Below are 18375 nucleotides of genomic sequence, written 5' to 3' on the forward strand. Positions count from 1 at the left end.
GCTTGCCGCGAATTGCGCAAGATTGTTCAAGACAGCCCGGCGTTTGGCTGGCACATTCAGATCCCCTCTTTTTGTTGTAGAGCACTATGTCTGACACTCTCCTGCCGCGCAGTGCCTTCCTGCGCGGTGCCGCGGCCGTGATGCCGTTGTCCCTGGCGACGGCGCCGTGGGGGCTGCTGGCCGGCTCCATGGCCATCGAGGCCAACCTCACGCCCCTGCAGGGCCAGGGCCTGTCGAGCATTGTCTTTGCCGGCGCCGCGCAACTGGTGGCGATCGGCATGCTCAAGGGCGGTGCGGGGATTTTCTCGATTCTGCTGACCACCTTGCTGCTGACCTCGCAACACCTGCTGTACGGCATGAGCCTGCGCCCGGTGGTGTCACCTTTACCGGCGCGCTGGCGGGTTGGCCTGGGTTTTCTGCTGACCGATGAGTTGTTCGCCCTCACCAGTCAGTTCGACCGCCAGCAGTTCAATCGCTGGTACGCGCTGGGGGTGGGGCTGACGTTTTATATCGCCTGGAACCTGTTCACCCTGGCCGGCATCGTGCTGGGCAGCAGCATCCCGGGGCTTGAACACCTGGGGCTGGACTTCTCCATCGCCGCCACCTTCATCGCCTTGATCACCCCGGTGGTGCGCAATATTCCCACCGTGGTCTGCGTGGCGGTCTCGCTGTTCTGCTCGGTGCTGTTCGCCTACTGGCAAGTGGGCTCGGCGCTGGTGCTGGCCGGGTTGCTGGGGATGACCGCCGGTTTTATCTGCAACAAGTTCCAGGGAGCACGCACATGATGGTCTGGGCAGTCATATTCGGCATGGGCCTGCTGGTGTTTCTCAACCGCTACCTGTTCCTCGAACCCCGTCTGCCGGTGCGCCTGAGCAGCAACGCGCGCCAGTTCCTCGGCTTTGCCGTGCCCGGCATGCTGACCGCGATCTGCGGGCCGATCGTGTTCATGCCCGAGCAGCAACTGAACCTGCAGTGGGACAACCCCTACCTGCTCAGCTCGCTCGTCGCCATCGGCCTGGTGCTCTACACCCGCAGCACGCTGATCAGCATGCTGTTGAGCATGGCGTTCTTTTTCCTGCTGCGCTGGTGGCTCTAAGGCTTGCCAGGTTTGCTGCTGCCGGGGATGTGCAGGTAGCTCATCACGCTTTCGGTGAGTTCAGTGGCCAATTTCACCGCTTCCTTGTTGCGTGCCATGACCCCGGCGACCAGCCCTTCGATCAGCGCCAGCACGGCGATGTAGGAGCTGGTCAACACCGGATGATCGGCCGGGGCGAACAGCACGTGCCGGGCGACGTGGGTCAGGGGTGAGGCCGGGGAGTCGGTGATCGCCAGCACCGTAGCGCCTCGCTCGTGGGCAAAGCGCGACAGTTGCAGGGTGTCCAGGGAGTAGCGGGGCAGGGAGATCGCCAGCAGCACGTCGTCCCGGGTGATGGCGGCCAGGCGGTAGGCGGCGTTTTCGTTGCCGCCTTCCATGCTGATGGCCGTGGCGTCGGCGCAGAACGGCATCAGTGTCGAGGCGGCCAGGCCGGCCAGGTAGACGCTGTTGCCAAAACCGAGGATGTAGATCTTGCGTGCCTGGATCAGGCACGTGACCACGGCCTCGAATGTGTCGGGGTGATTGTTGCTGCCGGCGGTATCGAGGTTGCTGGTGGCGCTCTGGATCTGCTCGTGCAGGCCGAACGCGCCACCGGGACGTTGCGCCAGTTCGTTGCGCAGCTTGTCCACGGGCGAGACCATCTGCTGCAAGGTGGTCACCAGCTCGGCCTTCATGCCGCTGTAGCCACCGACGTCCAGGGCCTTGGCCAGGCGATTGACCGCCGCGGGGGAGGTGGCGGTCTCGGCAGCCATTTCCTCGATGGTCAGGGTCGCGGCCTTGAGCGGGTGGCGCAGGATGAAGTCGGCGACCTTGCGCAGTGAAGGCGGCAGGTCCGCGAGGATCTGCGCCAGCTTGCGCATCACCGGGGAGGCATAGACCGTGGTGTTTTTCGGGGAATCAGACATAACCGGCTCGCCATCTACCAGAGGGTTCAAGGGGTCGACAGCGCCCCCTCGACATAAGTGGGCGCCAGTGTAGCCGAAGCGCATCGGCACTGCGTTCGCGATGGCCGGCGCCGATCAGCGCATTACTTCAAACTGCCGGCCAGGAACTGTTGCAGGCGTTCGGACTGGGGGTTGGCGAGCACGTCACGAGGCACGCCCCGTTCCTCGACCACGCCTTTGTGCAGGAACACCAACTGGTTCGACACTTCCCGGGCAAAGCCCATTTCGTGGGTCACCACCACCATGGTCCGGCCCTCCAGGGCCAGGTCCTGCATGACCTTGAGCACTTCGCCCACCAGTTCCGGGTCGAGGGCCGAAGTCGGCTCATCGAACAGCATCACCTCAGGCTCCATGGCCAGCGCCCGGGCGATCGCCACACGCTGCTGCTCGCCCCCGGACATATGGGCCGGGTAGGCGCCCCTGCGATGGGAGACGCCGACTTTATCCAGGTAGTGCTCGGCCTTTTCCCGCGCCGCCTTCTTGTCCATCCCCAGCACATGCACCGGGGCCTCCATGACGTTTTCCAGGGCGCTCATGTGCGACCACAGGTTGAAGTGCTGGAACACCATGGCCAGGCGCGAGCGCATGCGCTGCAGTTGCCTGGGGTCGGCAGCCTTGAGCCCGCCGGTCTTGTTGGCCAGCAGCTTGAGCGGTTCGCCGTTGAGCACGATCTCGCCGGCGTTGGGTTGCTCCAGCAGGTTGATGCAGCGCAGGAAGGTGCTTTTGCCCGAACCGCTGGAGCCGATGATGCTGATCACATCGCCGGCCCTGGCCTGGAGTGAAACGCCCTTGAGTACTTCGACGCTGCCATAGGATTTGTGCAGGTCGCGAATTTCCAGTGTGTTCATGGTCTTGGTCTCGGAAGTCAGTCGCTGAGCAAGCGACCCTGGCGAATGGGGGTGCTGCCTGCGACCTTGGCCAACCACAACCCGGGCTGGGCAAAACGCAGGCGTTCGCGGGCGTAAAGGATGCCATCGGTGCTGGCGGTGACCACGCTGTGGCGGTCGGTCAGGGGGTCGAGCACCTCGAACAACGGGTCGCCGACCTTGACGCGGGCGCCCACCGGTTGCAGGAAACTCACCACGCCCGGGTGCGGCGCATAGGCGTACTGGGCTCCGGCAAAGGGCGTCGCTTCACAGCATTCGACCGGCGCGGTTGGCCAGTCACCGCTGATCAGGCCGACTTCGGCCAGGTAGCCGAGGATCTGTTCGGCATCCAGCGCGCAGGTATCGCCCTCGGTGTCGAGCATGCCGCGCAGTTCCACAGTGGTTGCCACACAGGCCAGGGGAATGTTGGCCTGCGGGAAACGTTCGGCCAGGTGCAGCCATGGCACCGCGCAGGCTTCATCGAAGGCATTGCCGCCAGCGTCCTCGGCCAGCAGCACCGCGCCGGCCGCCAGGCGCGCGGCCAGCGAGCGTACCCGTGGCCAGTTCTGGGGCAGGGCGTAGAGCAGCATGATCGACTCGAAGTCGCAGTGCAGGTCCAGCACCACATCGGCGGTGCAAGCATGCTGCATCAGCAGCACGCGCAGGCCGTCGAGTTCCGACGCGGCGCCCGGCAGTTGATTGAGTGCTTGGACCATGGCCTCGCGAATCAATCCCACGTTGGTCTCGGCATCGCTGCCCAGTTGGCCGGCGACCCGTTCGGCCACCGCATCGGCGAGTGCCGGGAAGTCGCGGTTGAAATTCTTGCCGCTGTTGAATTCGAAGCGCCCCTGGTGGGTGGCCTGGAACATCTGTCCGATGCCAATCGGATTGGCCATCGGCACCAGTTCGATGACCCCATTCAGGCGGCCTTGTGCTTCGAGTTCGCGCAGCCGGCGCTTGAGTTCGACCGCCACACGCATGCCGGGCAGTTCGTCGGCGTGTAGGGACGCCTGGATATAAGCCTTGCGCGGGCCGCTGCCGAAGCGGAACACCGAGAGGGTGCGTTGCGTGCCGCTGGCGCTCCAGGGCAGGACGTGTTGAATGTGCTGCATGGCAATTCCTTAGTGTTTACGTGGGGCCAGGTGCGCCAGCCAGTGGCGCTCGGCGAGCTTGAACAGGCGCACGAGGATGAACGTCAGGGCCAGGTACATCAGGGCGGCGGTGATGAAGGCTTCGAACGGCATGTAGTAGCGCGAACTGACCGTGCGCGCCGCGCCGGTGATGTCCACCAGGGTGACGATGGAGGCCAGGCTGGTGGTTTGCAGCATCATCAACACTTCGTTGCTGTACTGCGGTAGCACCCGGCGCAGCGCCGAGGGCAGCAGGATGCGTCGGTACAGGGTCAGGCGCGACATGCCCATGGCCTTGGCGGCTTCGATCTCGCCGCCGGGGGTCGACCTCAGGCTCCCCGCCAGCAGTTCGGCGCTGTAGGCACTGGTGTTGAGGGCGAAGGCCAGGCAGGCACAGAAGGTCGCGCTGGACAGGTACGGCCAGAGCACGCTGTGACGCACCGCCTCGAATTGCGCCAGGCCGTAGTAGATCAGGAATAACTGCACCAGCATCGGGGTGCCCCGGATGACGTAGGTGTAGAGCCAGGCCGGTGCGTTGAGCCAGGGCGCCCGGGAGACGCGCATCAGGGCCAGGGGCACCGCCAAAATCAGGCCCAGGGCCAGGGAAATCAGCAGCAGCTTGAGGGTCAGCAGGGCGCCGCCGAAGTACAGCGGCAGGCTGTCCCAGATCAAGGTGTAGTCGAGCATGGTCAGGGTCTCCCGGTCACAGGTCGGCGGCTTTGATGCCGACCGAATAACGTTTTTCCAGGGTGCGCAGCAGCACCAGCGAGACACTGGTGATCACCAGGTACAGCGCCGCAACCGCGAGGTAAAACGTGAAGGGTTCATGGGTCGCATCGGCGGCGTTCTTGGCCTTGAACATCATGTCCTGCAGGCCGATCACCGAAATCAGCGCGGTGGACTTGGTCAGTACCAACCAGTTGTTGGTGAAACCGGGAATGGCGAAGCGGATCATCTGTGGCACCAGGATCCGCCAGAACACCTGCCAGCCGCTCAGGCCATAGGCCCGGCCGGCTTCGCCCTGGCCCGCGGGAATGGCCATGAAGGCGCCGCGAAAGGTTTCCGACAGGTAGGCTCCGAAGATGAACCCCATAGTGCAGACCCCCGCGACAAACGGGTTGATGTCGATGTACTGCTCGTAGCCAACGCCTTGGGCAATACGGTTCACCAGGTCCTGGCCGCCGTAGAAAATCAGCAGGATCAGTACCAGGTCGGGGATGCCACGAATCACCGTGGTATAGGCCTCGCCCAGATTCGCCAGCCACTTGACCGGCGACAGGCGAAACGCCGCGCCGAGCAGGCCCAGGGTAATGGCCAACGCCATGGCACTCAGGGCCAGGTTGATCGACAGCCAGGCGCCATCGAGAATGCTCGATCCGTAGCCGTGCAACATGATGAAATCCTCACCCGACACGCGTTGGGCGTGCGGGACGACAGGGGTTGATGACGATCAGACAAGGGGTAAAACCTGTGGGAGCGGGCTTGCCCGCGATGAGGCTGGCACCTTCAACATCGATGTCGGCAGGCCCACCGCCATCGCGGGCGAGCCCGCTCCCACATTGGATCGGGGGCGAACTCACATCTGTATTCCACCCATGCCCGCGATGGCGCCCATGCAAGCAACTCTGCAGTCGCTTTACCCACCTTTACTCGGCAGTCGAACCGTAGATGTCATAGGCGAAGTACTTGCCCATGATCTGCTGGTATTTGCCGTTGGTGCGCAGGGTGTCGATCGCGGCGTTCAGGCGCTCGACGTTGGCCGTGTCACCTTTGCGCAAGGCAATCCCGGCACCCCGGCCGAAGTACTTGGGGTCGTTGATGTCCGGGCCCACCAGGGCAAAACCCTTGCCGGCCGGGGTCTTGATAAAGGCTTCGTCGGTGTTGACGATGTCCGCCAGGGTCGCGTCCAGGCGACCTGAGGCCAGGTCCAGCGAGGCTTCGCTTTGCGAGGAGTAGCGCACCACCTCGACTCCGGCCGGGGCCAGTTGCTCGGTGGCGTAACGGTCGTAGGTCGAGGCACGCTGCACGCCGACCTTCTTGCCCTTGAGATCCAGCAACGGGTCGTTGATTACCACGTCGTCCTTCATCGCGAGCTTGCCGGGGGTGTGGTAGTACTTCTTGGTGAAGTCGACGGACTTCAGGCGATCGGGGGTGATCGACATCGATGACAGAATCGCATCGACCTTGCGCACCTTGAGCGACGGGATCATCCCGTCGAAGGCCAGGACCACCCACTGGCACTTGAGCTTCATCTCATCACACAGCGCATTGCCGACGTCATAGTCGAATCCGCTGATCTCACCTTCCGGGGTCTTGAAGGAAAACGGCGGGTAGGCGGCTTCGATGCCAATGCGCAAGGTGCTGTCGTCGGCGTGGGCGAGGGTGCTGGCGGCACAGAAGGCCAGAGCAGCCAGAAGTCCGGTCGTGTTCATCGTGTTGACTCCGTGAGTAGGGGGCGGATGCCCTTCTTATGGGTCTATGATTGACATGAAATAATTCATTAATCAATACAATGAAAATAAAAATATCAGTTTGGCGCTTTATGTCAGCCAGACGGTCATGGCGCAATGGCTGTGTGGGGCTAGAGTTGCCTGACTGAACTCCTGCCATCGAAGAGGGCACTGCCATGAATACCAGCGATCTGCTTGAACAATTACTGCGCGCCGGCCAGGGCGCGCAGGGCCAACAGGGCGGTGGTGCCGCGGGTGGGCAAGGCGGCCTGGGTGACTTGGGCGGGCTGCTTGGCGGCCTGTTGGGCGCCGGTGGTGGTGGCGCCGCTGCTGGTGCCGGCGGCCTCGGTGGCTTGGGTGGCCTGCTCGGCGGGCTGGGAGGATTGCTGGGTGGGGCGGGGGCCAGCGGCGGTACGACCCAGGGTCGCTCCAGCGGCACCAATTATGCCGCGCTGGCGTCCCTGGGGATGATGGCCTTCCAGGCCTATCAAGCCTGGCAACGCAGCCAGGCTTCAGCCCCGCAACAGGCGCCGCAGACTGTTGACCAGTTGCTTGCCGGCCCGCAAATCGAAGCCCATAGCCATGCCGTGTTGCGGGCACTGATCGCCGCCGCCAAGGCTGACGGGCGTATTGACGACCAAGAGAAGCAGATGATCAGCACCGAGATCGGCCGGCACACCGACGACCCCGACCTGCAGCAGTGGCTCGATGACGAAGTCGCCAAGCCGCTGGACGCCAATGACGTCGCGCAATCGGCCACCGACCCGGCCATCGCCGCGGAAATGTACCTGGCCAGCGTGATGCTGGTCGATCACCAGCAGGATGCCGAGCGCGCCTACCTCGACGAGTTGGCCGCAGCGTTGAAGCTCGATCCGCAATTGCAGGTGCAGCTGGAGAAACAGGCTGGCGTGTGAACACAAGCCCCCTGTAGGAGCAGCCGGGATTGAGGCAGGAGGGGCTGCACGCGTGGTTATAAAGTCAGATCACATTGATATAAGTGGTTATAAGAAAAATCGCTATGCTGCCTGCCAGTTTTTGCTCGTCACGCTGGTTCTGTAAGGTATGGCAATGGATTTCGGTAATTTGGGTTTTGTAGTTGCAGGCTTGGTTGTCGGATTTATTGTCGGTATGACCGGTATTGGTGGCGGCTCGTTGATGACCCCGATTCTGCTGTGGTTCGGTATCAATCCGGCCACCGCCGTCGGCACCGACCTGCTGTACGCGGCGATCACCAAGTCCGGTGGGGTGCTGGTTCATCAGAAGAACAAGAACATCGACTGGAAAATCACCGGCTGGCTGACCGCAGGCAGTGTGCCGGCCGTGGCCCTGACCCTGCTATTTCTCACCTTCTTCAACAACGACGCCCAGGCGACCAACGCGATCATCAAGCAGGCCCTGGGTTTTGTGCTGTTGCTGACCGCGCTGGCGATTTTCTTCAAGAAGCAGTTACTGGCCTTCGCCCATAAACACGCGGGCGATCACTATCACCTGAGCGAGCGCAAACTCAATCTGCTGACCATCGGCACCGGGGCGTTGCTCGGGGTGATGGTGGCGCTGACGTCCATTGGCGCCGGTGCCCTGGGCACGGTGGCGCTGTTCCTGCTGTACCCGTTCCTGGCCACCAAACGTTTGGTGGGTACCGAAATCGCCCACGCCGTGCCCTTGACCCTGGTCGCCGGCCTTGGCCACGCGAGCATGGGCAACATGGACTGGCACCTGCTGGGGTTCCTGCTGATGGGGTCGCTGCCGGGGATCTACATCGGCAGTCACCTGACCGGCAAAGTCTCCGACGGCGTGCTGCGTCCGTGCCTGGCGGCCATGCTGGTGTTCATCGGCTACAAGCTGGCGTTCTGATTCAGGGCGCTGGCCGGGCACTGTTGCCGCAGTGCCTGGCCATTCTCCAGTTACTTGCGCGCCTCCAGAATCAGGTTGAACGGGGTTTCCGCCGCCCGGCGGAAGTGCTTGAACCCGGCTTCGCTGAACACGTCCCGCAACCGTGCCTCACCCGCTTGCGCCCCCAGCCCCAGGCCCACTTCCTGGGACAGCGAGTTGGGCGTGCAGATGAAGGTCGAGGCGGCGTAGAACAAGCGACCTACCGGGGTGCTGTTCTGGTCCAGTTGATCGCTGGCGTAAGGTTCCACCAACAGCACGCTGCCATCGGCCTTGAGCGATCGATAGGCGTGCTTGGCCGCGCCCACCGGGTCGCCCATGTCGTGCAGGCAGTCGAAATAGCAGACCAGGTCGTAGTCGTGGCCCGGGTAGTTTTTGGCGGTGCCCTGGATGAACTGCGCGCGGTCGGCCACGCCGCCTTCTTCGGCGCGTTGGTTGGCGGTGGCGATGGAGGGGGCGTGGTAGTCGAAGCCAACAAAGGTCGAGGCCGGGAAGGCCTTGGCCATGACCACGGTGGAAGCCCCGTGGCCGCAACCGATATCCGCCACCTTGGCGCCGGCTTTGAGCTTGTCGACCACGCCTTCCAGGGCGGGCAGCCATTCATCCACCAGGTGAGCGCGGTAGCCGGGTCGGAAGAAGCGTTCGGTACCACTGAACATGCATGGGTGGTGATCGCCCCAGGCCAATGCACCGTCGCCGCGCATGGCCGCCAGCAGTTTGTCCTTGTCGTGGTACAGGGCGGCTATTACCCCGGCACCACCTGCGACATACACCGGGGAGTCCTCGTGGGCGAGCGCCATGGCCTGTTCTTCCGGCAGGCGGAACTGCCCGTCGGCGTGCTCCATGTAGCCTGATGCCGCATGGGCGCTGAGCCATTCACGCAACAGCCGGGCATTGCAGCCGGTCTTGGTGGCCAGTACCTCGGGGGTCACCGGCAGGCTGTCCGCCATGGCGCGATACAGGCCCAGCTCTTCGCCGACGATCACATTGGCGAGCATCGCGGCACCGCCCATGTCGGTCACCAGCTTGCCCATGAAGTCCTGCAGTTTGCCTTCGTCCATAACCGCGCCTCCTGAAAAAGGCCACCGCTGAACCAGGCACACCATGCAGCGACAGCAGCCTGTCAGGCGATGGTCGGATGGATGATCGGGACGACCGTGGGCGAACTGCCTGCCACGCGAATGCCCGGGCATAGACCATGTCCGGGCGTGTTGGACGCGAAGTCGTCGTCCTGCAGAGTTGTCGCTGTGGGGCAGGGCCCCACAGGACGCTTACGAAGTGGCCATTGGTTCCAGCGTCATGAACGTGGTAATGGGCAGGCACGCTGCTGACGGACGCGGATTTGGCTACGTCCCCCTATTGGGAACACTAACAGTGTAGTACGCGTTGTATAGATGCGCCTGGCCGTTGGTCTTGCCTGGCGCATTGCACGCTATGCCCGTTCCTTTGAGGCTGGCGGCCAGTGGCGGATTAACCCTGCTGACCTAAGCTTGGCAACATGGCGATAGAAATTTCCCACATCAAAACTGGATCTTTCGCCTTGATGCGCAATCATAAGCGTGAAAATCAAAAGGAGATGCGCATGCTCATTCGGTCACTGACCCTCGCTACTTTGCTGGCTGTCGCGGGCCCCTTGTTCGCTGCCGACAACGACACGCCTCTGGCCCAGGAACGCGGCAAGAGCCGGCCGCTGATTGTCATCGCCCCCAGCAGCATCGACCCGACGCTGGTCAACCTGAAAAAATCCCTCGACGACCCGGCCACCAAAAAAGCCTTCCAGGACCGCAGCATGGTGCTCTACACCGTGGTTCAGTTGATGGGCCAGCGCGATGGCAAGGACCTGGATGCGCAAACCACCATGGCGTTGATTCGCGAACTGAAACTGGGGGTCAGCGGTGAGACCAAGGTCATCCTGGTGGGCAAGGACGGCGAGAAGAAACTCGAACACCTGGGCCCGATAGACGCCAAGGCGCTGTTCGAGACCGTCGACCAGTTGCCTGCCGCCGAGAAAGAAGCGGCACCACCGGCACCTGCGGTCGCCGAAACGCCAGCCAAAGGCACCAAGGCCGCCAAGCCTGCCAAGCCGGCGAAACCACCACAGCCGCTGGATGATTGAAACTCGAGCGGGGGTGCTCCTGCATAGGTCATCGACTTGACCAGGCCACCCCCCACCGCTGCTCCAGGTTCATCGCCAGCACGCTGATCAACACCACCAGCGCTCCCACCATCACCATCAATCCCGGCCGTTCTCCCAGCAGGGCGGCGGCAATCAACATGGCGGTGGGAGGTGTCAGGTACAGCGCCATGGCGGCGCGGCTGGCCTCGACCTGGCGCAAGACAAAGGCCCAGGCCAGATAGGCCAGGGCACTGGGGAACACCCCGAGAATCGTCACCGCCAGGTGAACCTGCGCCGGTGCCCTGGCCACCGCAGCGCCCAGGCCCGGAAGGAACACCAGCAACAGCAGGGTGCCGGACCATACCGTGTAGCAGACCATCGTCAGGCCGCTGTAACGCTGGCAATGACGTTTGTGCAGGGCGAAGTACAGGCTCCAGGACAGCGCGGCCAGCAGGATCAACAGGCCGTGGGGGTCGATGCTGCCCAGGCCGCGATCACCGGCGACCACGATGCCGGCGCCACACATCCCCAGCACCACACATCCCCAACGCCAGGCGCTGACGCGGTCGTTGAAGATGAAATGTGCCAGCAGCGCGCTGAACAACGGGGTTGACTGCGCCAGCACGCTGGCGGCGCCGGCACTGACCCCGCGTTGACCGAAATTCAGCGCAATGTGGTGCAGGCTCACGGCAAACAATCCCAGCATGAGCAACAGTGGCAGGTCGCGCAGGCGCGGTAGCTCGATGCCCTTGCAGGCTGCGATCAACGCCATCAACAACGAGGCCACGAGGAACCGCAACAACGCCAGGTGTCCGGGTTCATAGGCGGTCAGGCCGATGCGGATGCCGGTCGGCGAGTAACCCCAGCAGACGATCACAAACAGCACGGCCAGGAGAATCTTCAGGGTTGAACGAGTGGGCATCAGGTCGGCCTGCCAGGTCAGGTGCGCAACGAAGACCGCGACGAGGTGACGGCTTCTGCCCCTTGAGTATTGGAGCCTTACCTATTCACTACAACTGACTTAACATGAGGTGAATGTTCACTTTTGGTGATGTATGGAGCTGGCGCAGATTCGCATGTTCAAGACGGTTTTCGAGACCGGCAGCATTGCCCGTGCTGCGCAGGTGCTGCATTGCGTGCCCTCGAACATCACCGCGCGCCTCAAGTCGCTGGAAAGCGAGCTGGGCGTCGAATTGTTTTACCGGGCGGGGCGGGGGTTGCAGATCAGCCCGGCCGGTGAAATCTTCCTGACCTACGCTGCGCAGATCCTGGCCCTGTCCGAGGAAGCCAAGCGTGCCGTGGATCCCGGAGCGCCGCCGTCCGGGCCGCTGCGCATCGGCGCGATCGAATCATCGGCCAGCGGCCGCCTGCCCAGGTTGTTGGCCCGATTCCATAGGCGTTATCCGGCGGTCGCCCTGGAGCTGACGACCGGGCCTTGGGCGCAGTTGCTCGAGGACACGCTCCTGCACAAGCTCGACGGGGTGATTGTGGCGGTCGACGTCGAGCGACCACTGCTCAAGCGCAAGCTCATGTACCGCGAAGACCTGGTGCTGATCGCGTCGCCGTCTCTGGGACCGTTGCGCGAGGCCGCCGACCTGCGCGGCAAGTCGATCTTCATGTGGCCCTCGGGGTGCCCGTACCGGGCAACGCTGGAGCGCTGGCTGCTAGGGCAGGGGGAGGCCTTGCCGATCATCAGCATTGCCAGTTACGGCAGCATTGTCGGTTGCGTCAGTGCGGGGGCCGGCGTGGCGCTGGTGCCCAGGGGGATTTTCGAACAGTACGGACCGGGCGCCGGCTGGGCCAGCTACGAATTCCCGGAGCTGACGGCCATCGACAACCTGTTCTATTGGCACGAACACTCCCGGCATCACCCGGCCCGGGAAGCGTTCGTCGCGATGCTGCAGGAAGAGTTTGCGACTGCCAGCTTGTAGGTGCGGGCTTGCTCGCGATGGCGGTGAGTCAGGCACCATCGATGTTGAATGGGCCGGCCCCATCGCGGGCAAGCCCGCTCCCACAGTGGTTCTGGGCTTTCGCAGATTTTGGGTACACCCCATCAACCTGTGGGAGCTGGCTTGCCAGCGATGGCGGCATGTCAGGCACCATCAATGTTGAATGGACCGGCCCCACAGTTGCGGGTTGAATCAGTCCCGTTCGATGGCCAATGCCACGCCTTGGCCGCCACCGATGCACAGGGTAGCCAGGCCTTTCTTGGCGTCGCGCTTGATCATCTCGTGCAGCAACGACACCAGCACGCGGCAGCCCGAGGCGCCGATCGGGTGGCCGAGGGCAATCGCGCCACCGTTGACGTTGACCTTGCTCGTATCCCACTGCAGCTCTTTGCCAACCGCCAGGGACTGCGCGGCGAATGCTTCGTTGGCTTCGATCAGGTCCAGTTGCGCCAGGTTCCAGCCAGCCTTGTCCAGGCAGCGGCGGGTGGCCGATACCGGGCCGATGCCCATGATCGCCGGATCGACACCGGCATTGGCGTAGGCGGCGATCTTCGCCAGTACTGGCAGGCCCAGTTGCTTGGCTTTTTCAGCGCTCATCAACAGCACGGCAGCGGCGCCGTCGTTGAGCGAAGAGGCGTTGCCGGCGGTGACGCTACCGTCTTTCTTGAACGCCGGCTTGAGCTTGGCCAGGGAGGCGGCGGTGGTCTCGGCGCGCGGTTGCTCATCGACCGCGAAGGTCAGCGGATCGCCTTTGCGCTGAGGAATCAGGATCGGCGTGATCTCGTCGGCAAAACGCCCGGCTTCGATGGCGGCCATGGCCTTCTGCTGGGAGGCGGCGGCGAAGGCGTCCTGCTCCTCACGGCTGAGGCTGTACTTGTCCACCAGGTTCTCGGCGGTGATACCCATGTGGTAATCGTTGAACGCATCCCACAGGCCGTCGCTGATCATGCTGTCGACCATCTTCGCGTGACCCATGCGCAGGCCGGTGCGGGCGGCTGGCAACACATACGGCGCCAGGCTCATGTTTTCCATGCCGCCGGCGATGATCACGTCGGCGTCGCCGCAGCGGATCGCCTGGGCGCCCAGGTGCAGGGCCTTGAGGCCCGAACCGCAGACTTTGTTCAGGGTCAGCGCCGGCACCGCGTGGGGTAGGCCGGCGAGAATCGAGGCCTGGCGCGCCGGGTTCTGGCCCGAGCCTGCGGTCAGGACCTGGCCGAGGATCACTTCATCCACCTGGTCGGCGGCCAGACCGGTCTGTGCCAGCAACTGGCGAATCACCGCAGCACCGAGTTCCGGCGCCGGGATGCAGGCCAGCGAACCCTGGAAGCTGCCGATGGCAGTCCGGGTGGCGGCGACAATCACGACTTCTTGCATCGTATTTCTCCTCAAAGGGTTCAGGCGAACTGCATTTCTGGAACGTGGTCCGGAACAATCAGTTTACCGGCAGTCTTGCTGACGATTTCCTCGACGCTGACACCCGGTGCGCGTTCCTTGAGGATGAAGGCGCCGTTTTCGATTTCCAGGTAGGCCAGGTCAGTCAGGACCCGCTTGATGCAGTTGGCGCCGGTCAGTGGCAGGCTGCAATGGCTCAGCAGCTTGGACTCACCGTCCTTGGAGGCGTGAGTCATGGTGACGATGATGTTGTCGGCACCGGCTACCAGGTCCATTGCGCCGCCCATGCCCTTGACCAGTTTGCCCGGGATCATCCAGGAGGCGATGTTGCCTTGTACGTCGACTTCGAACGCGCCGAGCACGGTCAGGTCGATGTGGCCGCCGCGAATCATCGCGAAGGATTCGGCGGAAGAGAAAATCGATGCGCCAATACGCGCGGTCACCGTTTGTTTGCCGGCGTTGATCATGTCGGCGTCGACCTGATCATCTGTCGGGAAAGCGCCCATGCCGAGCAGGCCGTTTTCCGACTGCAGCATGACTTCCATGCCTTCGGGAATGTAGTTGGCAACCAGGGTCGGAATGCCGATGCCCAGGTTCACGTAGTAGCCGTCCTGCATTTCGCGGGCGACGCGTTGAGCCATTTGTTCGCGGGTAAGAGCCATTTTTTATTCTCCGTTGTTCGTCGGGCTGGGGGCGTGGATCACTTGCGCACGGTGCGCTGTTCGATGCGTTTTTCGAACGTGCCGCAGATCACCCGGTCAACGTAGATGCCAGGGGTATGGATGTGCGCAGGGTCCAGCTCGCCAGGCTCGACGATCTCTTCGACTTCGACCACGGTGATCTTGCCGGCAGTGGCGGCCAGCGGGTTGAAGTTCTGGGCGGTGTGGCGATAGACCACGTTGCCGAAGTGGTCGGCTTTCCAGCCTTTGACGATGGCGAAGTCGCCGGTGATGGACTCTTCCATCAGGTATGGGCGGCCATGGAACTCACGCACTTCCTTGCCTTCGGCCACGGGCGTGCCGACGCCGGTAGCAGTGAAGAATGCAGGGATACCCGCGCCGCCAGCGCGCATTTTTTCTGCCAGGGTGCCTTGTGGGGTCAGCACCACTTCGATTTCACCGCTCAGCAGTTGTTTCTCGAACAGGGCGTTTTCACCGACGTAGGACGCCACCACCTTGCTGATCTGCCGGTCTTCGAGCAGCACGCCGAGGCCAAAACCGTCGACGCCGCAGTTGTTGGAAACCACGGTCAGGTCGCGCGTGCCCTTGCGTTTGATCTCGGCAATCAGGTTTTCCGGAATGCCGCACAAGCCGAAACCGCCAGCGATCACGGTCATGCCGTCTTCAAGGCCGGCGAGGGCCTCTTCATAGGAACTCACGCGCTTGTCGAAACCTGCCATATGCACCTCTTTTATTCTTTGTGGGCGGCTGGCTAGCCGTATGGGGTTGAGTGTTGCGCCATCCGATTCATTTGATAAGTTGATTTTTAAGGTGGATTAATAGATAAAACTCGTTAATCCGTGACGTACTTCATAATAAGGAACGCAGATGACCGTCAAGCAGATCCGCGCGTTTCTCGCCGTGGCCCAGAGTTTGAGCTTCGCCGTGGCCTGTGAGCGGCTGCACCTGTCGCAGTCGGCGCTGAGCCTGACCATCAAGGCCCTGGAAGAAAGCCTCGGCGGACGATTGTTCAGCCGCACCACGCGTAATGTCGCGCTGACCCCCGAAGGCGAGTCCCTGCTGCCCCTGGCCCGGCGCCTGATTGCCGACTGGGACAACGCCGAGGACGAAATGCGCCAGCGTTTCACCCTGCAGCGCGGGCGAGTGACCCTGGCGGCGATGCCTTCGTTTGCCGGCAACCTGCTGCCGCCGATCCTCAAGACCTTCCGCGCGCGTTACCCGAAAGTCAACGTCACGGTGAACGACGTGATCAACGAGCAGGTGCTGGAGATGGTGCGCGACCGTCAGGTGGAGCTGGGCGTGGCGTTCGAGCCGATGCAGAGTTCATCGCTGCAGTTCACGGCGCTCTATGTCGACCGTTTTGTCGCGGTGGTGCCCAGTGATTCGCCGCTGGCCGGTCTCAGCGAAATCGACTGGAACACCCTGCTGGAGCAGCCCTTCATTACCTTGCAGCGTCCGTCGACGGTGCGGGTGATGCTCGAAGAGCACCTGCAAGCGCGCCAGACCCGCCTGCCGGTGGCCTTTGAAAGTCACCAACTGGCGACGGTCGGGCGCATGGTCGCCAGCGGCCTGGGGGTCAGCGCCGTGCCAGCCTTGTGTGCCGCGCAAATGCGCGAACTGGGTGCCCATTGCATCACCTTGGGTGAACCGGTGGTCGAGCGCGCCATCGGCATCCTGACCAAGCCCGGCCACGAACTGTCGGCAGCCGCCCAGGCGCTGTTCGACATCCTCAAGGGTGAGGTACGTCTGTAGTCCTTGTGCCCTGATACCTGCACGATGGGTCTCGAATCGTCCAGGGCAATTCTGATTTTACCCCGACCCGTTCAACACTTCTGGACGCTCGCGCAGAATCACTGACCCTCGTTCTGCAGAGAGACAACGGATGCTCATACCTGCCCATGAACCCTGCTTTATCTTGACCGTCGACGGCCTGTGCTGGACCTACCGGCGCAATGCCCATGGCGATATCTGCGAACAGATCGACCCCCATGGCCAGGTCACCCGCTACCGACACGACGCCGAGGGCCGATTGCGACAAGTAATGGCGGCCGATGGTGCCACCCGGACCTTCAGCTACAACGCCTATGGCAAGGTCAGTGCCGAGCAGGATGAACTGGGCCAGGTCACACGTTACGAGTACGACCGCCACCTGCACCTGATCAGCCGACGGATCAATCCGGATGGCAGCCAGTTGTGCTATCGCCATGACCGCAGCAGTGGGTTGTTGTCGGAGATCGAAAACCCAGTCGGTGAGGTGTATCGGCTGGAGCGGGGCGCCAATGGGCGGATCGAGCAGGAGCGGACTTTTGACGGACGGCGCTTCACATTTGCCTATGATCATCAGGGCCATCTGCTGCAGAAAAGCCAATGGGCGACTGACGGCTGTGCGCTGGTGACGGGGTACCAGCGTGACAGGACGGGGCGCCTGCTGCTCAAGACATTGCCCGACGCCAGCCGGGTGGCCTATGACTACGACCCACAGGGGCGCCTGAGCCGAGTCGACGATGACAGCGACTGGCCACTGATCTTCACCTACGATCTGCAGGGACGGCTGCTCAGCGAGCAGCAGGGCTGGGCCTGCTTGCGCTACAGCTACAACGCCAGCGGCCAGCTCGAGCGCATGCAGTTATCGGACAACCACTGGGTCGATTATCACTTCGCCACCGATGGCAGCCTCGCAACCATTGGTTACAACGGTGAGCAGCTGTCCAGCCATCGCTTCGAGCGCGGGCAGGAGCAGCAGCGCCAACAGGGCCGGTTGCTCAGTCAGTATCACTACGACGCACGGGGTCGCCTGCAGGCCCACGCCGTCAATCAGCCACAGCGTCCGCTGTACTTGCGGCACTACAGTTATGGGGTCAGCGGCAACCTGGCGAGCATCGCCGACAGTCACCACGGTCAGCGCAGTTTTTATTACGACGCCGGCAACCGCCTGGTCCGGGTGCGACACTCACGGGGCGCGCCGGGGCAACAGTTCGCGTACGACCCGTGTGGCAATCGCCTACCAGACCCCGGCGACTGCCATTACGACTACGATGCCTTTGGCAACCTGATCCGCGTACGCCGGGACGGTCAACCTGCGCAGGTGACCCATTACCACTATGACTGCCAGCATCGCTTGAGCGCGGTGATCCTGCCCAATGGCAGCCGGGCCAGCTACCGCTATGACCCTTTTGGCCGGCGCAGTGCCAAGACTGTCGATGGCAGTACCACCGAGTTCGTCTGGCAAGGGCAACGGCTGGTTGGCGAAATCAGCGGCGATCATCAACGTCACTATCTTTATGAACCCGACACTTTCCGCCCGTTGGCCCTGGTCGAGAGAGGCGCTGCAGGCGATAGCCGCCGGTTCTACTATCAGCTCGATCATCTCGGTACCCCCCAGGAATTGACGGACAGCCATGGCGAAATCGTCTGGGCGGCGACCTATCAGGCCGGCGGCCAAATAGTCGGTCTTGAGCATTTGGGCCACGAGCCTGTGGAGCAGCCGCTGCGTTTCCAGGGGCAGTACTGCGACGAGGAAACGGGCTTGCACTACAACCGCCATCGCTACTATTGCCCGCACCTGGGGCGTTACCTGACACCGGCCCCGAACCGCCTGGCGGCTGGCCTCAACGCCTATCAGTACACAGTGAATCCAACGACTTGGGTCAACCCCCTGGGACTCAGCAGCTGCCCGGGAGGTGATGGCCGCAAGCCGCTACTGCAAGTGCATGATCCGTTGGCCAAGGCCGTGGTGGATGAGGCTGAGCCGCAGTTGCCGCAAGCCCTGATACGAGGCATCGGCGAGCGGTGGTGAGGAGGGAGGGCCGTCTGTCCTTTTTTCCTGCACGGGGGCTTTTTTTCACGAAATTCTGACATTCGC

General features: G+C 62.9%; 19 protein-coding genes. 8 read left to right on the forward strand and 11 right to left on the reverse strand.

Annotated elements, in window-relative coordinates; genetic code table 11:
* Window positions 1-86 precede the first annotated feature (86 nt).
* Window positions 87-785: an AzlC family ABC transporter permease gene (locus ACIOVD_RS13205; RefSeq protein WP_095171001.1), complete on the forward strand. Its 699-nt coding sequence runs from the start codon at window positions 87-89 to the stop codon at window positions 783-785.
* The gene (locus tag ACIOVD_RS13210; RefSeq protein ID WP_095171071.1) at window positions 785-1096 is read left to right on the forward strand and encodes an AzlD domain-containing protein; all 312 of its coding nucleotides are present in this window, start codon (window positions 785-787) and stop codon (window positions 1094-1096) included. Before ACIOVD_RS13205 ends, ACIOVD_RS13210 begins: the two co-directional genes overlap by 1 nt.
* Here the strand turns inward: ACIOVD_RS13210 and ACIOVD_RS13215 are convergent.
* The 6 genes from ACIOVD_RS13215 to ACIOVD_RS13240 form a co-directional block, all read right to left on the reverse strand.
* Complete coding sequence (locus tag ACIOVD_RS13215) at window positions 1093-2001, reverse strand: MurR/RpiR family transcriptional regulator (RefSeq protein ID WP_095170999.1); 909 nt, start codon at window positions 1999-2001, stop codon at window positions 1093-1095. The genes ACIOVD_RS13210 and ACIOVD_RS13215 overlap by 4 nt on opposite strands.
* Window positions 2002-2123: 122 nt before the next feature.
* Window positions 2124-2888 (reverse strand): ABC transporter ATP-binding protein, encoded by a 765-nt coding sequence (locus tag ACIOVD_RS13220; RefSeq protein WP_401128130.1) that lies wholly within the window; start codon window positions 2886-2888, stop codon window positions 2124-2126.
* A gap of 17 nt (window positions 2889-2905) precedes the next feature.
* The gene (locus tag ACIOVD_RS13225; protein WP_401128133.1) at window positions 2906-4018 is read right to left on the reverse strand and encodes a succinylglutamate desuccinylase/aspartoacylase family protein; all 1113 of its coding nucleotides are present in this window, start codon (window positions 4016-4018) and stop codon (window positions 2906-2908) included.
* A gap of 9 nt (window positions 4019-4027) precedes the next feature.
* Window positions 4028-4723 (reverse strand): ABC transporter permease, encoded by a 696-nt coding sequence (locus ACIOVD_RS13230; protein ID WP_401128135.1) that lies wholly within the window; start codon window positions 4721-4723, stop codon window positions 4028-4030.
* Window positions 4724-4739: 16 nt separating this feature from the next.
* Window positions 4740-5429, reverse strand: coding sequence for an ABC transporter permease (locus ACIOVD_RS13235; RefSeq protein ID WP_095170992.1), 690 nt, complete (start codon window positions 5427-5429; stop codon window positions 4740-4742).
* A gap of 253 nt (window positions 5430-5682) precedes the next feature.
* A complete protein-coding gene (locus ACIOVD_RS13240; protein ID WP_401128138.1) occupies window positions 5683-6468 on the reverse strand; it encodes an ABC transporter substrate-binding protein in 786 nt (261 codons plus the stop codon).
* A gap of 194 nt (window positions 6469-6662) precedes the next feature.
* Here ACIOVD_RS13240 and ACIOVD_RS13245 point away from each other — a divergent pair, with 194 nt between their 5' ends.
* Together ACIOVD_RS13245 and ACIOVD_RS13250 are read left to right on the forward strand one after the other, a co-directional pair.
* Window positions 6663-7400 carry a tellurite resistance TerB family protein gene (locus ACIOVD_RS13245; protein ID WP_401128141.1) on the forward strand — a complete coding sequence of 246 codons (738 nt, stop codon included), beginning with the start codon at window positions 6663-6665 and terminating at the stop codon, window positions 7398-7400.
* 154 nt (window positions 7401-7554) lie between these two features.
* On the forward strand, window positions 7555-8340 hold the full coding sequence (locus ACIOVD_RS13250; protein ID WP_095170987.1) for a sulfite exporter TauE/SafE family protein: 786 nt from the start codon (window positions 7555-7557) through the stop codon (window positions 8338-8340).
* Between the two features lie 50 nt (window positions 8341-8390).
* On the opposite strand, the gene ACIOVD_RS13255 is transcribed toward ACIOVD_RS13250, so the two are convergent.
* A complete protein-coding gene (locus tag ACIOVD_RS13255; RefSeq protein ID WP_401128144.1) occupies window positions 8391-9437 on the reverse strand; it encodes a class I SAM-dependent methyltransferase in 1047 nt (348 codons plus the stop codon).
* Window positions 9438-9958: 521 nt separating this feature from the next.
* On the opposite strand from ACIOVD_RS13255, the gene ACIOVD_RS13260 reads away from it, so the two are divergent.
* Window positions 9959-10492, forward strand: a complete 534-nt coding sequence (locus ACIOVD_RS13260) for a DUF4174 domain-containing protein (protein ID WP_095171069.1) — start codon at window positions 9959-9961, stop codon at window positions 10490-10492.
* A 28-nt stretch (window positions 10493-10520) separates the two neighbouring features.
* Here ACIOVD_RS13260 and ACIOVD_RS13265 read toward each other — a convergent pair whose 3' ends face one another.
* On the reverse strand, window positions 10521-11414 hold the full coding sequence (locus ACIOVD_RS13265; protein WP_401128147.1) for a DMT family transporter: 894 nt from the start codon (window positions 11412-11414) through the stop codon (window positions 10521-10523).
* 133 nt (window positions 11415-11547) lie between these two features.
* Here ACIOVD_RS13265 and ACIOVD_RS13270 point away from each other — a divergent pair, with 133 nt between their 5' ends.
* Entirely contained in the window at window positions 11548-12423 is an 876-nt protein-coding gene (locus tag ACIOVD_RS13270; RefSeq protein ID WP_095170981.1) for a LysR family transcriptional regulator, read from the forward strand.
* A 210-nt stretch (window positions 12424-12633) separates the two neighbouring features.
* Here the strand turns inward: ACIOVD_RS13270 and ACIOVD_RS13275 are convergent, their stop codons facing one another.
* The 3 genes from ACIOVD_RS13275 to ACIOVD_RS13285 are packed head-to-tail and all read right to left on the reverse strand — an operon-like array spanning window position 12634 to window position 15232.
* A complete protein-coding gene (locus ACIOVD_RS13275; RefSeq protein ID WP_401128151.1) occupies window positions 12634-13815 on the reverse strand; it encodes an acetyl-CoA C-acetyltransferase in 1182 nt (393 codons plus the stop codon).
* Between the two features lie 20 nt (window positions 13816-13835).
* Window positions 13836-14495: a CoA transferase subunit B gene (locus ACIOVD_RS13280; protein ID WP_401128154.1), complete on the reverse strand. Its 660-nt coding sequence runs from the start codon at window positions 14493-14495 to the stop codon at window positions 13836-13838.
* A gap of 38 nt (window positions 14496-14533) precedes the next feature.
* Entirely contained in the window at window positions 14534-15232 is a 699-nt protein-coding gene (locus tag ACIOVD_RS13285; RefSeq protein ID WP_095169306.1) for a CoA transferase subunit A, read from the reverse strand.
* A gap of 148 nt (window positions 15233-15380) precedes the next feature.
* Here ACIOVD_RS13285 and ACIOVD_RS13290 point away from each other — a divergent pair, with 148 nt between their 5' ends.
* On the forward strand, window positions 15381-16265 hold the full coding sequence (locus ACIOVD_RS13290; protein WP_095169305.1) for a LysR family transcriptional regulator: 885 nt from the start codon (window positions 15381-15383) through the stop codon (window positions 16263-16265).
* 130 nt (window positions 16266-16395) lie between these two features.
* The gene (locus ACIOVD_RS13295) at window positions 16396-18309 is read left to right on the forward strand and encodes an RHS repeat-associated core domain-containing protein (protein WP_401128158.1); all 1914 of its coding nucleotides are present in this window, start codon (window positions 16396-16398) and stop codon (window positions 18307-18309) included.
* The last annotated feature ends 66 nt before the right edge of the window (window positions 18310-18375 follow it).

This window comes from Pseudomonas sp. NPDC087626 (genome assembly GCF_044743405.1).
GTDB lineage: Bacteria > Pseudomonadota > Gammaproteobacteria > Pseudomonadales > Pseudomonadaceae > Aquipseudomonas.